At 78.3% G+C, this 13,514-nt stretch carries 12 protein-coding genes and 1 pseudogene; 4 read left to right on the top strand and 9 right to left on the bottom strand.

The genetic code is table 11. The features are described from left to right. Positions 1-6: 6 nt before the first annotated feature. Positions 7-909 carry a dienelactone hydrolase family protein gene (locus tag ACLFMI_RS08690; protein WP_410947239.1) on the top strand — a complete coding sequence of 301 codons (903 nt, stop codon included), beginning with the start codon at positions 7-9 and terminating at the stop codon, positions 907-909. On the opposite strand, the gene ACLFMI_RS08695 is transcribed toward ACLFMI_RS08690, so the two are convergent. The 9 genes from ACLFMI_RS08695 to eccCa form a co-directional block, all read right to left on the bottom strand. Next, positions 906-1,295, bottom strand: coding sequence for a hypothetical protein (locus ACLFMI_RS08695; RefSeq protein WP_410947240.1), 390 nt, complete (start codon positions 1,293-1,295; stop codon positions 906-908). The genes ACLFMI_RS08690 and ACLFMI_RS08695 overlap by 4 nt on opposite strands. Further along, the gene (locus tag ACLFMI_RS08700) at positions 1,292-1,699 is read right to left on the bottom strand and encodes a hypothetical protein (protein ID WP_410947241.1); all 408 of its coding nucleotides are present in this window, start codon (positions 1,697-1,699) and stop codon (positions 1,292-1,294) included. Before ACLFMI_RS08700 ends, ACLFMI_RS08695 begins: the two co-directional genes overlap by 4 nt. A 135-nt stretch (positions 1,700-1,834) precedes the next feature. Then, entirely contained in the window at positions 1,835-3,202 is a 1,368-nt protein-coding gene (glmM, locus tag ACLFMI_RS08705) for a phosphoglucosamine mutase (RefSeq protein WP_410947242.1), read from the bottom strand. Between the two features lie 11 nt (positions 3,203-3,213). Next, positions 3,214-3,801: a 30S ribosomal protein S9 gene (gene rpsI / locus ACLFMI_RS08710; protein WP_410947243.1), complete on the bottom strand. Its 588-nt coding sequence runs from the start codon at positions 3,799-3,801 to the stop codon at positions 3,214-3,216. 29 nt (positions 3,802-3,830) lie between these two features. Then, complete coding sequence (rplM, locus tag ACLFMI_RS08715; protein WP_410947244.1) at positions 3,831-4,274, bottom strand: 50S ribosomal protein L13; 444 nt, start codon at positions 4,272-4,274, stop codon at positions 3,831-3,833. A gap of 267 nt (positions 4,275-4,541) precedes the next feature. Beyond that, complete coding sequence (locus ACLFMI_RS08720) at positions 4,542-4,838, bottom strand: WXG100 family type VII secretion target (protein WP_410947245.1); 297 nt, start codon at positions 4,836-4,838, stop codon at positions 4,542-4,544. A 16-nt stretch (positions 4,839-4,854) separates the two neighbouring features. Then, complete coding sequence (locus ACLFMI_RS08725; protein ID WP_410947246.1) at positions 4,855-5,166, bottom strand: WXG100 family type VII secretion target; 312 nt, start codon at positions 5,164-5,166, stop codon at positions 4,855-4,857. A 254-nt stretch (positions 5,167-5,420) separates the two neighbouring features. Then, on the bottom strand, positions 5,421-6,812 hold the full coding sequence (locus ACLFMI_RS08730) for a type VII secretion-associated protein (RefSeq protein WP_410947247.1): 1,392 nt from the start codon (positions 6,810-6,812) through the stop codon (positions 5,421-5,423). Then, the gene (eccCa, locus tag ACLFMI_RS08735; RefSeq protein WP_410947248.1) at positions 6,809-10,690 is read right to left on the bottom strand and encodes a type VII secretion protein EccCa; all 3,882 of its coding nucleotides are present in this window, start codon (positions 10,688-10,690) and stop codon (positions 6,809-6,811) included. The genes ACLFMI_RS08730 and eccCa overlap by 4 nt, the downstream gene beginning before the upstream one ends. Positions 10,691-10,887: 197 nt before the next feature. Between eccCa and ACLFMI_RS08740 the strand changes: the two are divergent. The 3 genes and pseudogenes from ACLFMI_RS08740 to mycP all read left to right on the top strand — a co-directional run. Beyond that, positions 10,888-11,085: pseudogene (locus ACLFMI_RS08740) on the top strand (EsaB/YukD family protein); the annotation flags it as partial. A 250-nt stretch (positions 11,086-11,335) separates the two neighbouring features. After that, positions 11,336-12,130 (top strand): hypothetical protein, encoded by a 795-nt coding sequence (locus ACLFMI_RS08745; protein ID WP_410947337.1) that lies wholly within the window; start codon positions 11,336-11,338, stop codon positions 12,128-12,130. Further along, positions 12,127-13,503, top strand: a complete 1,377-nt coding sequence (gene mycP, locus ACLFMI_RS08750) for a type VII secretion-associated serine protease mycosin (RefSeq protein ID WP_410947331.1) — start codon at positions 12,127-12,129, stop codon at positions 13,501-13,503. The genes ACLFMI_RS08745 and mycP overlap by 4 nt, the downstream gene beginning before the upstream one ends. Positions 13,504-13,514 lie beyond the last annotated feature (11 nt).

Below are 13,514 nucleotides of genomic sequence, written 5' to 3' on the forward strand. Positions count from 1 at the left end.
CGCCTCGTGGCCCGGAGCAGCGTGACCCGCCCCCCGTCGATGAAGGGGGCCAAGGACGCCCTCGGTGTGCTCTCCCGGCTCGGTCCGCACCAGGTCCGCCACGGCGACCTCGGTCTGGTCGGCCTCCCGGGGATCGTCTACACCCCGGCGGAGGGCTCGCAGCTGCCCGCGGTCGTCCTGGGACACGCCTGGATGCAGCCGGTCCGGCGCTACCACGAGCTGCTCCGCCACCTCGCGACCTGGGGGTTCGTCGCCGCCGCGCCGAACACCCAGCGGGGACCGGTGCCGAGCGTCTCCCGGTTCGCCGCCGACCTGAACACCGCGCTCGACGTGTGCTGCGGCGTCCGCCTCGGCGACGGCCGGATCAGCGTCGACGCCCGGCGCACCGCGCTGATCGGGCACGGCACCGGTGGCGGTGCGGCGCTGCTGGCCGCGGCCGCCCGGGAGCGGCTGGGTGCGGTCGTCACGCTGGCGCCGTCCCAGGTGCGCCCGTCGGCGATCGAGGCCGCCGGCCGGGTGACCGCACCGACGCTGCACCTGGCCGGGGCCGCCGACTCGCTGGCCCCGTCCGAGGGGCACGCCGAACCGATGGCGCGCGCGGCCGGCGGCGAGGCCTGGGTCCGCTCCCTCGAGAAGGCCGGGCACCTCGGCTTCTGCGAGGGCCGGCACTGGTCGAGCGTCCTGCTCCAGAACGGCCCGCAGCACCGGACCCGCAAGCTGGCCCGGGCGCTGATCACCGCGTTCCTGATGGAGCGGCTGCTGGGCGAGAAGCGGGTCTCCGCGCTGACCTCCGGCGACGTCCCGGGTGCCCCGCTGGTGGACCTCACCCCGCCCGACGACGAGCGGGACGACGACGGCCGCGACAGTGGCAGCCTCGGCGACCTGCTCCTGCCCGCCGGTCGCAGCTAGCCGGTCCGGCCCGGGTCGACCGGGGCGAACGGCGGCAGCAGCGGGGCGACGACGCCGCGCCGGTCCGTACTGCGGCTGCCGGTAGGACCGCCGAGCCGGAGGCCGGTACCGGACGGCCCGGAGCCCGCGCCGTACACCGGGTCCCGGTCCACCGCTGGGTCGCGAGCCGTCGGCGCCGGATCCGCCGCGGCCCGGTCCGCCGCGTCGTCCGCGCGGCGGAGGGTCTCCCGCCGGACCAGTTCCAGGCGGTCGGACCACTCGCGACCGGCCGGCTCGTCCCAGGCCGCCGCGATCGCCGCGGGCAGGCCGGTGAGACGGCGCGCGGTGTCGTCGAGCAGCTCGGCGAGGTGGCGGAGCGCGACCCCCTGTTCCGCGAACCCGCTCACCGGGTGAGCGGTTCCGTGGACGAACCCTCCGCGGGCGCCCCGGGGCCGGGCACGGACGGCCCCGGGGTGGGTGGTCCGGGATCCGCCTCCGGGGGAGCCGCGGTGGCGTGGAGGCCGGTGGCCGGCTCCCGGAAGCCGGCGGCCGCCTCGGCATCGGCGGCGCGCCCGGTCGCGGCGGCGCGGGCGACCGCCGTGGCCACCGCATCCAGCTCGTCGGCGATCCGGGCGACCACAGTGGCAGTGACAGCGGTGGCGGGGACAGCGGTGGCGGGGACAGCGGGGCCGGCCCCGTGGTCGTCGCGGGCGGTGCCCCGGCCCGCGGCCGACACCCCCCCGGCGAGGTCGCGCAGCAGGTGAGCGATCCGGTCCAGCTCGTCGGGGTCCCGGGACAGGTCGGCGCACACACCGGTCAGGGTCCGCCGGGGCCCCGGTGACCGGACCCGGCCCCGCGGCGAGCGTCGCGATCGCGAACCACGCCCGGAACGCCGACGGGGCCGCCGCACGGTGTGCGACGGCCCCGCAGGCGTACGGATCCGCGGTCAGCGGACGGCGGCGACCACCTCGGCCAGGCGGGCCGCGGTGGACCGGGCCTCGTCCTCGGTCGGTGCCTCCACCATCACCCGGACCAGCTGCTCGGTTCCGGACGGGCGCAGCAGCACCCTGCCGGTCTCGCCCAGCTCGGCCTCGGCCTTCGCGACCGCCTCGGCCACCTCGGCTGAGCCGGCGACGGCGTCCTTGTCGGCCACGGCGACGTTCTGCAGCACCTGGGGGAGCACCGTCACGACCCCGGCCAGCTCGGCCAGCGACGAGCCGGTCGAGGCCATCCGCGACATCAGCCGCAGCGCGGTGAGCAGCCCGTCGCCGGTGGTGGCGTGCCCGGGCAGCACCACGTGCCCGGACTGCTCGCCGCCGAGGCTGAACCCGCCCTCGCGCAGCCGCTCCAGCACGTACCGGTCGCCGACCTTGGTGGTGTCGAGGATGATCCCGGCCTCGCGCATCGCCAGGTGCAGGCCGAGGTTGCTCATCACCGTGGCGACCAGGGTGTCGTGGGCGAGCTCGCCGGCGTCGCGCATCGCGAGCGCGAGCACCGCCATGATCTGGTCCCCGTCGACGACGGTGCCCGCCGCGTCGACCGCGAGACAGCGGTCGGCGTCCCCGTCGTGGGCGATGCCCAGGTCCGCGCCGTTCTCGACCACGGCGTGGCGCAGCGGGCCGAGATGGGTGGAACCGACGCCGTCGTTGATGTTGAGTCCGTCGGGCTCGGCATGCAGGGCCAGCACCTCGGCACCGGCCTGCCGGTAGGCCTCCGGCGCGGCGAGCGAGGCCGCCCCGTGCGCGCAGTCGACGACCACCCGCAGGCCGGACAGCGAAACGTCCTCGCCGCCGGCCCCGGCGGCGCCGAGCAGGTGTCCGACGTAGACGTCGGTGGCGTCCGGCGCGTCCCAGACGCGACCGATCCCGTCCCCGGTCGGCCGGTCGGCCGCCGGGGCCCCCAGCCCGCGCTCGATCGCGTCCTCGAGGTCGTCGGGCAGCTTGTGCCCACCGGCCGCGAACAGCTTGATGCCGTTGTCCGGCATCGGGTTGTGCGAGGCCGAGATCATCACGCCGAGGTCCGCACCGGCCTCCGCGACCAGGTGCGCGACGCCCGGGGTGGGCAGCACGCCGACCCGGATCGCGTCCGCGCCGGCGGAGGTCAACCCCGCGACGACCGCGGCCTCCAGCATCTCGCCGCTGGCCCGGGGGTCGCGACCGACGACCGCGACGGGCCGGCGGACCGTGCCGTCGGGTTGGCGGCCGTTCGAGAGGGTCCGCGCAGCCGAGGCACAGACACCAACGGCGAACTCCGGAGTGAGGAGTTCGCCGTTGGCCAGGCCGCGGACGCCGTCGGTTCCGAAGAGGCGAGGCATCCGGGCTGCGATCAGCGCTTGGAGTACTGGGGCGCCTTGCGGGCCTTCTTGAGGCCGTACTTCTTGCGCTCGACGGCGCGGTCGTCCCGGGTGAGGAAGCCGGCCTTCTTCAGGGCCGGCCGGTCCTCGGAGTCCAGCTCGGCCAGCGCGCGGGCGATGGCCAGGCGCAGCGCGCCTGCCTGGCCCGCGGTGCCGCCACCACGCAGGATCGCGAAGATGTCGAACCGCTCGGTCTTCTCGACCGTGGTCAGCGGGTCCTTGACGACCTGCTGGTGCAGCTTGTTCGGGAAGTACGTCTCGAGCGGCTTGCCGTTCAGCGCGAACTGGCCGGTACCGGGGCGCAGGCGCACCCGGACGACGGCCTCCTTGCGACGGCCGACGGTCTGCACCGGCCGGTCGCCCAGCACGGGCGCCTCGGCGGCGAAGCTGTCGGCGTCGAACTCGGAGGAGCCTCCGATGGAGTAGTCGACCTCGCCGACGGTCTCGCCGAGAGCCTCACCGAGAGTCTCGGTCAACTCGGTCTCGGGGGCCTCGCTGTCGGTCACCTCGGTCTCGACCGCGTCGACGACCTCGTCGGGTCCGTTCTCGGGGCTGCTCACGAACTGTCCCTCTTCGTTGTTCGGGGTGGTCACTGGCTGACCTGGGTGATCTCGAACGGCTGCGGCTTCTGGGCCTCGTGCGGGTGCGCCGGGCCGGCGTAGACCTTCAGCTTCTTCGCCATGGCGCGGCCGAGCTTGTTCTTCGGCAGCATGCCCTTGATCGCCTTCTCGACGAGGCGGTCCGGGTGGGTCTCCAGCATCTCGCCGGCCGACCGCGAGCTCAGACCACCCGGGAAGCCGGAGTGGTGGTAGACGTGCTTGTCCTGGTGCTTGCTGCCGGACAGCGAGATCTTCTCGGCGTTGATGACCACGACGAAGTCGCCGTTGTCGACGTGCGGCGCGTAGGTCGGCTTGTGCTTGCCGCGCAGCAGCGTGGCGGCGTGCGTGGCGAGCCGACCGAGGCGCACGTCGTCGGCGTCGATCACGTGCCAGGCGTGGGTGATGTCGCCGGGCTTCGGGCTGTACGTGGGCACGGATCTACCTCGTCGTCGTTCTCGGCTTCGGTGGGCGGCACCGGCAAGTCGGTTCCGGCCCACGCTGGGTGTCTCTGGTCCTCAACGTGCCGCTGGTGGACGCCGGAGGGACGCTGTTCCCGACGATGAACGCCGATCACACAGCGCCCGCGGGTCTCCACCGCTGCACAACGAGAGTCGAGAATACCCGCCGGTCCGCAGGGCGGGTACGCGGGGTGGTCCCGCCGGTGCCCGCACACCCGCCCCGCGGCCGTCGTGGCCTGGTGCTCAGGTGCGCCAGCGGGCGGCGTTGGCCTGCTCGGTCCGACGGTACGCGTCGTTCGCCTGGCCCAGTGCGACGCCGATCCGGGTCAGCGTGTCGTTCAGGCCGGCCGCGGAGGTGTCCCACTTCTGCTGGACGGCCTGGTAGTCGGCCGCCGCCTGACCGGTCCAGGTGCCGACCATCGGGGCCAGGTAGCGCTTCAGGTCGTCGAGCTGGGTGCGGATCCGGCCGGCCGTCGCGGCGACGTTGGTCCGGGCCTCCTCCAGCGCGCCGAACGTGACCTTGATCTCCGGTGTGCCCATCGTGGCTCCCTCCTCCTCAGCCGAGCGCCGACGTGATCGCCGACATCGCCCCGGCCTGTTCCTGCTCGCGCTGCTCGTAGTCGACGCGGGAGCCCTGCAGGGCGCCGCCGATGGTCTGCAACGAGTCGTTGAGCCGGCGGGCCTCGGTGTCCCAGCGCTCCATCAGCTGGGCGAACTGCACCGCCGCCTGCCCGGACCACGTCCCGGCCAGCGGCACGAGCCTGCCGCGCAGCGCCGCCAGCTCCCCGGCGACCTGCTCGTTCACCGCCTGCACGTGCCCGGCCGCGCGGGCCATCTCCTCGGTCGTCGTGCCGAACCCGTCGGCCATACGCCTCACCTCGTCCCGGTCGCGCCCGGGCGGCCCGCGCCGCCCGGGGCCGTGGACGGTGCTGTCCCCGGCGCGCGCAGCGTCCCGGCCCGGCGTCGTGGCCGGGCGCGTTCCCCCGGGGCCGTTCGCAGGAGGGAACGCCGCGCCGGTGCCGCCGCCATCCGGTACCGCTGCCATCCGGTACCGCCGTGGGAGATGTCCCGAGGGGCACCCTCGTTGGTGCCGGCGTCCCGAGGGTGCCCCTCCGGACCCGGTCAGGGCGCGCGGCGCAGCGACGCGACGACGGTGACGCACGCCGGCCCGGGTCCCGGCTCGGCGGCCGGGCGGCGGCAGCCCGCGAGGAGCTGGTCGGTGCCGTCCAGGAGCACGTGCCAGTCGGTGACCGTGCCGGCGTCGCGCTGGGTGTAGCCGAACAGCTCCCGCCCACCGACAGCCCGCGGCTCCGGGCCGGTGACGCCCGGTTCCCCGGCCAGCAGCGCGGCCAGCTCCCGGGCCGCCCGGACGGGTTCCCGGCCGGCGTCGTAGCCGAGCGGGCTGCGTTCCAGGACGATCAGGTCGGCGCCGTCCGGGCGACCGGCCGGGGTCAGCAGGGTGCGCATCCGGGCCGGGTTCCCGCCGGTGTGTTCCCAGCCGTCCGGCAGCGTCGCCGCGTACCCGTACTGGACGACGGCCGGTGCGCCCGGGACCGCCGCCGGGACCGTCCGCCCGCCGAGCAGGCCCGCGACGACCAGCGCCGCACCGAGCAGCGCGACGCCGGGCAGCACGACGCCCGGGACCGACCGGCGGCGGCGCGGTGGCCCGGGTCCGGCAGCCGCCGCGGCCGGCGCCGCCGGATCGGTGGTGCGCGTCGGCGGCGCCACTACGGACGGGGGCTCCATGGTCGGCGGCCCGGCTGTCGACCGCCCGGTGGACGGTGACTCCGTGATCGGCGGCCCGGCGGACTGCGGCTTGACGAGGCGCAGACCCGCGCCGAGCAGGGCCGCACCGAGGACGGCGGCCGTGGCCGGGCCCGCCCCGTCGACGGCGGCCGGGTCGTCGTCCGACAGCGGTCCCGCCGGCCGGACCGGACAGGGCACCGCGGCCTCGACGGCGGCTGCGAGGCCGGGCGTCCCGGCGTGCTCGCCGGCCAGCACGACCTCCCGGCAACCCGACCCGCGCACCGCACCGGAGCTCCAGCGGGCGACCCCGGCCCACCGGTCGGCGGTCGATCCGGCTCCCGGCACGGGCGGGAACCGGCCGGACGAGGACGGAGCGAGCGGGGCCGGGCCGGGTGGGAGCGGTCCGGGCACGAGCGGACCGGGCACCGGCGTCACCACGGCTCCGCACACCAGCCACCCGCGGAGTCCGGCGGGATCGGCGTCCAGCACCAGCACCGGCCCCGGCGGGGCGGCCGGTCCGGTCGCGAGCACCGCCGCGGCGAACGGCACCGGGAGCACCCGCGGTTCCCCGGGGAACGGCACCGGCCCGGCAGCCGTCTCCCCCACCAGCACGACGACGGCCGGCGGCACGTCCCCGAGGTACCCGGCGACGGCCTCGCCCGGCGCCGTCCCGTCCGGGAGCGCGACGAGCAGCGTCACCCCGCCGTCGTCGGCGGCGGCCAGCAGCATCCCGGACGGCGTCGCGTGCACCGCGGCGGCGCCATTCATCCCGGGTCGGGTTCGGCCCAGGCCAGGTGCATCCGGCGGGTGCCGTGCCTGCGGTCCACCAGCACCGTGCGGCCGGGTGGCAGCGGGCCCGGCTTGGTGCGTTCCAGCAGCGGGCCCTCGTCCGGACTGCCGGAACCGACCAGTCCGGGGGCGCCGAGCTCGCGCAACCGGCCCAGCACCGGGTCGAACATCGCCCGCGCGGAACCGCCGGTCCGGCGGGCGAGGACCACGTGCAGGCCGACGTCGCGGGCCTGCGGCAGGTACTCGGCCAGCACCTGCAGCGGGTGCCCGCCGGGGCTGCCGGTGGACGGGGCGACCAGGTCGTAGTCGTCGACCAGCAGCCACACGTCCGGACCGGTCCACCAGGACCGTTCGCGCAGCTCACGCGCGGTGACCTCGGACCCGGGGAGCCGCCGGCCGAGCGAGCCGGCGATGTCCGCGGCGGCCTGCGCGGTCGCCGCCGCGGTGGAGGTGTGCGCGAGCACGTGCTCCGTCGGCACCCCGCCGAGCAGGGTCCGCCGGTGGTCGACGACGACGATCCGGGCCCGGTCGGGCGTCCACCGCGCGGCGATCCCGCGGGCGAGAAGACGTAGCAGGTTCGTCTTGCCGCCGCCGGCGTCGGCGAAGCAGAGCAGGTGCGGCTCGGCCGGGTCCAGCTCGACGGTGCCCAACCGGTCCTCGTCGACCCCCAGCGCGGGCCCGCTGCCCGGCCCGGGCGGGAGGTCCCGGACGGAGATCCGTTCGGGCAGCAGCCGCACCGGGGCCGTCCGCGCACCGGCCCACCCGGACGCGAGGGCCGGCGCGGGGTCGGTCCCGGCGTCGTCCAGCGCAGGCGCGGCGAGCACCGCGGGCTCGCCGTCCGGGGCCAGGCCGTGCCCGGGCCGGGCGGGGACGGCCGCGGCCCGGCGGCGGTCGGTCTCGGAGTCGGCGGGGTCGCCGAGCCGCAGCTCCAGCCGGCTGCCGAGCTGGTCCTTGAGCGCCGGCCGGAACTCGGCCCAGCGACCCGCGGACACCGCGAGGTGCACGCCGTAGGCCAGGCCGGTCGCGGCGAGCTCGGTGAGCCGGTCGTCGAGGTCGTCGAACCCGGTGCGCAGCGCCCCGTAGCCGTCGACGACCAGCAGCAGGTCGGAGCCCGGCTCGCCGGGCAGCTCGCCGGCCGCGCGTCGGGCCCGGAACGCCTCCACCGACGAGATCCGGTGCTCGGCGAACAGCCGCTCCCGGCGCTCGACGGCCGCCGCGACCTCGGCCACCACCCGCCGGACCAGGTCCGGGTGCCGCCGGTCGGCGACCGTCCCGACGTGCGGCAGCCCGGCCAGCGGGCCGAGCGTCCCGCCACCCAGGTCGAGCACGTGCACCGCCAGCTCGTCCGGGGTGTGGGTGAGCGCCAGCGCAGTCACGCAGGTGCGCAGCGCGGTGGACTTCCCGGACCGCGGCCCGCCGACGACGGCGAGGTGCCCGGCCGCGCCGGCCAGGTCCACCACCAGCGGATCCCGGCGCTGCAGGTACGGCCGGTCGACCAGGCCGACCGGGGCGAGCAGCCGGCCCACCGGGCCGGGTGCCTGCAGGCCGCGGCCCGGGCGCAGCACCGGGGTGCCCAGGACCGCCGTCAGCGGGGGCGGTTCGGTCAGCGGCGGCAGCCACACCCGGTGCGCCCGGGGGCCCGGCCCGGAGACGGCGGCCACGACCCCGTCCAGCACGCTCGGCGCCGCGGCCTCCCGGCCGGTCTGCGGGGCCGGCGTCGTGGGGCCGGCGGGCAACGTCACCGGCGTTCCGCGGAACGGCAGCACCCGCGCCCGGATCCCGCCGGTCCCGGAGCGCCGGGTCGCCGGCAGCTCCTCCGGCCCGGAGACGTAGGCGGCCCGGAACCGGACGAGCTCGTCGGTGCCCGCCGACAGGTACGCCGAGCCGGGCGTGGGCGGGAGCAGGTGCGCGTCCGGGACCCCGAGCACCGCCCGGGACTCGGCGGCGGAGAACGTGCGCAGCGCGATCCGGTACGACAGGTGCGACTCCAGCCCGCGCAGCCGCCCCTCCTCGAGCCGCTGCGAGGCCAGCAGCAGGTGGATGCCCAGCGACCGGCCGAGCCGGCCGACGGTGACCATCAGGTCGATCATCTCCGGGCGTTGCGCGAGCAGCTCGGAGAACTCGTCCACCACGACCAGCAGCGACGGCAGCGGCGGCAGGTCCGCACCGGCCGCCCGCGCGGCCGCGTAGTCGGCCGCACCGGTCAGGTTGCCCGCCGCGCGCAGCACCTCCTGCCGCCGGGTGATCTCCCCGGCCAGCGCGTCGGCCATCCGGTCGACCAGTGTGAGCTCCTCGGCCAGGTTGGTGATCACGGCCGAGACCTGCGGCAGGCCGGCCAGCCCGAGGAACGTCGCGCCGCCCTTGAAGTCGACCAGCACCAGGTTCAGCTCGTCCGCCCCGGTCGCCGCGACGAGGCCGAGCACCAGCGTCCGCAGCAGCTCCGACTTCCCCGACCCCGTCGCACCGATGCACAGCCCGTGCGGGCCGGCGCCGCCCTGCGCGGACTCCTTGAGGTCCAGCAGCACCGACCGGCCTGCGTCGTCGGTGCCGAGCGGGACCCGCAACCGCTCGGCGGGACCGCGTCGGGCGCGCAACGCGGCGATCCGGTCCGGGCGGACCGCGTCCAGCCCGAGCAGCGACGGCAGCCCGGCCGGCCCGGAGGCCGCGGGCCCGGCGGGGTCGCCGTCGCCGTCCGGCCGGTAGCGGGCCAGCCGCCGGGCCAGTGCCCGCGCCTCGGCGACGGTGACCCCGTCCGGGACACCGACCGGCGTGCCACCGGGCCCGCCGCGGCGCAGCGTGCGCACGCCGTCCGGGCCGGTACCGACGGCCAGCCGCAGCACCGACGCGGCCGGCCGGCGTCCGGCGGCGGGGCCGAGCCGCAGCACGGTGATGCCGGGCAGCCCGGCCCACGCGGCGGGCCCGTCGGCGGCGCCGTCCAGCACGACGAGCAGGTGCTGCTGGGCCGCCGCGGGTTCGCCGACCCACCAGCGGCGGACCCGGTCCGGGTCCCCGGTGAGCATCCGGACCGGGCCGACGGCGTCGGTGCGGCGGGGGTGCCCGGCGTGCGGCAGCCACTTGGCCCACTCCCAGCGGGCCGCGGCCGCCCCCGGCGCGACGACCGCGAGCCGGGCGTCGTCCGGGCCGTGCCAGAGCACGTACTGCACCACCAGCGCGCGGGCCAGCTCGAGCACCGGGCCGGCGTCCGGGTCGGGCTCCAGCCAGATCGCGGCCGAGGCGCGGGCGTCGACCGCGACCGGCAGGTCGTCCACCCCGGCGTGCCGGCGCAGGAACCGGCGCAGGGCCAGCGCGGTGAGCGGTTCGAGGGCCTCGACCGGGCCGGTGTGCGGGGCGGTGAGCCGGGTGCCGAGCCGCTGGGTGCCGCGCCCGGCGCGGAGCCGGCCGAAGTCGTCGTCACCGGGGCGGCGCTCCCACAGCCGGTCGGCGGCCAGCACGTCCGGCCACGCCGCGGGGTCGGGGTGCACCGTCTCCAGCGCGCGACGCTGGGCGGCCGCCACGTCCCGTGCCGTCCCGCCGAGGACGTCCAGGTAACGCAGGTAGTCGCGACGGTCCTCGTCCATCGTCGCGGTACGCGCCCCGGGGCCCCGGCCACCGCCGGAGACCAGCATCCCGAGCGCGGACAGCGCGAACATCCCGCCGAAGAGCCAGGTGCTCGTGTCGCCGCGGCCGAACACCACGAACAGCAACGCCCCGGCGACCATCACCAGTGGCAGCAGGCGCTGCAGCAGGCCGCCGGGCACCGGCCGTTCCGGCTCCGGCGGCGGCTCCAGCACCAGCTCCCCGCCGGGCGCCTCCGGCAGCACCCGGCGCGGCCGCCGCACCGGCACGGTCCCCGACACGGTTCCTCCACCACGAGTTCTCGCCGAACGCCCACGGCGGGCGCCGCGACCGACCGATACTCGCAACCGCTCCGGGCCGGCCGGGGCCGTTCGCGAGAAGTCCCGAGGAGCCGCCCGTGACCTCCGTGCTGCCCGCCCCCGCGACGACCGCCGACCCCGCGGGCGCGGCACCGCCCGGCCGCTGGGTGCGGGTCGCCGTGCACACCCCGCGCGGGCGGGCGGACCTGGCGCTCCCGGCGGACGTCCCGATCGCCGAGCTCGTGCCGATGGTGCGCGAGCTGGTCGGCGGGACACCCCCGGACGGGGTCCCGCAGGGATGGCGGTTGCGCGGGCCGGGCGGCGACCCGCTGCCGCCGGACGCCACCCTGGACGAGCTGCGGATCCGCGACGGGGAGCTGCTGCACCTGGGCCCGGCACGGACCGCACCCGCACCCCCGGTCGTCGACGACGCCGCGGAGGCGGTCGCCGCGGCCGTCCGGGACGCCGCCGCCGACCCGGGCCGCCCGGCCGGGGCGGCCGGAGCCGGCCTGACCGTGCTCGCGGCCTGCGCGGTGCTCGTGACCGTCACCGGTCCACTGCGCCCCGCGGCGGCCGGGCTGGCCGGGCTCGGAGCGGCGGCCGGGTTGCTGCTCGCGCACCGCGGGGGTGCTCGCGCTGCCCGCCGCGGTACCCCCGGCCCCGCTCGGGCCCGGCGCGGTGCTGCTGGCCGCGGCCGCCGGTGGGGTCGCGGCCGCGGCCGGGCTCGCGCTGACCCGGGCCGCGTCGGCGCTCCTGCTGACCGCGGCCCTGACCGCGTCCGGGGTGGCGGCCGCCGCGCTCGCCCGGCTGCTCACCGACGCCCCGACGACGGCGGTCGCGGCTGGCCTGGCGCTGCCGATGCTGGCGGTCGGACCGTTGCTCCCGCGGCTGGCACTGCGCCTGGCCGGGGTGCCCGCACCGGTCGTGCCGACCGACCTGGACGGCCTGGCCGCCGCCGAGCGCGGGCCGGGCGCGGAGCTGACCGGCCGGCCCGCGCTTGCTCGCGGGCTGCACGCCGGGACGCTCGCCGGCACCGCGCTGCCGGCCGCCGGCGGGGCCGCCGTGGCCGCGTCGGGCGGCAGCTGGGCGGGCGCGCTGCTGGTCGCGGTCACCGCGTCGGTGCTGCTGCTGCGGGCTCGCGCGCTGGCCGAACCCGGTCCGGCCCGGGTGCTGTCCGGGGCGGCCGTGCTGGGGGTCGCGGCCGCCGTCGTGCCGGCCGCGCTGGCGCACGGTCCCGAGGTACGGCTGGTCGCGGCCGCGGTGCTCGGGCTCGCCGTGCCGGTGGGCGCCGCCGTCGCGCGGGTGACGCCGTCACCCCCGGCCCGGCGGGCCCTCGACGTCACGGAGCTGGTGCTGACGGCCGCGGCGATCCCGGCGGCGCTGGCCGCGATGGGCCTGTTCGCGCTGGTCCGCGGGCTGTGAACGGCCGGGCCGGCGGCCACCGCTCGGGGCCGGACCGGCCGGCGGGGGTGCGGCTGCGCGCCGGCGCGGCGGCCGCGGTCGTCGTCGGGCTGGTGGCGATCGCGGTGGCCGTCCCCGCCGTCACCGACCCGGCCGGGATCCCGGAGGGCGCATCCGGCGGCCGCACCCCGTCCGGAGGCCGGACCGCCTCCGACGGCCGGACCGCTCCGGCCGCCGCCGACCCCGGGCCGCCCGGCCCCGCGGACGGGCTGCGCCGGACCCGGCCCTGCAGCCCGCCCGGACCGGCCGGTCCCGGCGTCGCACCCGGCCTGGCGATGGGCGCGGGCGGCCCGGTGCCCGACGGGCTGGCCACCGGCGCGGGCCAGCTCGTCGCGGTGATCGACACCGGGGTGGCGGCCGTCCCCCGCCTGGCCGGCCGGCTGCGCGGCGGCGGGGACTACCTGACCGGCGGCTACGGCCTCGAGGACTGCGACGGCCACGGCACCGACGTCGCGGTCCTGCTCGCCGGTGCGGCCGACCCGGCCACCGGCACCGGGGCCGGGGCGGCGCCCGGGGCCGCCGTCGTCTCGCTGCGCCAGTCCAGCGGCCGCTACGCCGTCACCGGACCGGACGGGGCCGAGCGCCCGGCCGGTGACATCCGCACCCTGGCCGCCGCGATCCACCGGGGCGTGGCGCTCGGCGCCTCGGTGATCAACGTGTCGGAGGTGGTCTGCGTCCCGACCGAGCGGCTGGCCGACGCCGGCGCGCCGCTCGCCGACGCCGTCCGGTCCGCCGAGGCCGCCGGCGTGCTGGTGGTCGCCGCGGCCGGGAACATCAATCCGGTCGGCACCTGCACCGGGGACCCGGGGCTGCGCCCGTTGCCCGCCCTCTACGACGGGGTGCTGGCCGTCGGTGCGGTGGACGCCCGGGACCGGCCGGCACCGTTCTCGGTGAGCGGCCCGTGGGTGGACGTCGCCGCCCCGGGGGTGGACCTGCCCGCCCCCACCGGTCCGGACGGCGCGGTCGTCAGCGGGACCTCGTACGCCGTGCCGCTGGTGGCCGGGACCGCGGCGCTGCTGCGCGAGCGGTTCCCGATGCTCACCCCGCGGCAGGTGGCCGATCGGATCCGGGCGACCGCGCGGCCACCGGCCGCGGGCCGGGACGACCGGGTCGGCGACGGCGTGCTGGACCCGGCCGTGGCGCTGACCGCGGAGCCACTGTTGCTGACGCCCGGCGCCCGGGCCGCGGCGCCGGCGTCCGGACGGGCCGGGTTGCCGGAACCGGTCGCGCGACCCACCGACCTGACGCCGGCCGTCGCGGTCGGGATCGTCGCCTGCCTCGGCGGTGCGGTCGCCGCCGCACTGGCGGCGCTGCGCCGGCGCCCCCGACCGTGACCCGCCCCCGG

Source organism: Pseudonocardia nantongensis (genome assembly GCF_046546495.1).
Classification (GTDB): domain Bacteria; phylum Actinomycetota; class Actinomycetes; order Mycobacteriales; family Pseudonocardiaceae; genus Pseudonocardia; species Pseudonocardia nantongensis.

What these genes read in the sequence shown, in the direction of transcription:
- ACLFMI_RS08730 (WP_410947247.1), bottom strand. Translation starts at nt 6,812, where the DNA reads ATGAATGGCGCCGCCGCGGTGCACGCGACGCCGTCCGGGATGCTGCTG.
- ACLFMI_RS08725 (WP_410947246.1), bottom strand. Translation starts at nt 5,166, where the DNA reads ATGGCCGACGGGTTCGGCACGACGACCGAGGAGATGGCCCGCGCGGCC.
- glmM (WP_410947242.1), bottom strand. Translation starts at nt 3,202, where the DNA reads ATGCCTCGCCTCTTCGGAACCGACGGCGTCCGCGGCCTGGCCAACGGC.
- ACLFMI_RS08720 (WP_410947245.1), bottom strand. Translation starts at nt 4,838, where the DNA reads ATGGGCACACCGGAGATCAAGGTCACGTTCGGCGCGCTGGAGGAGGCC.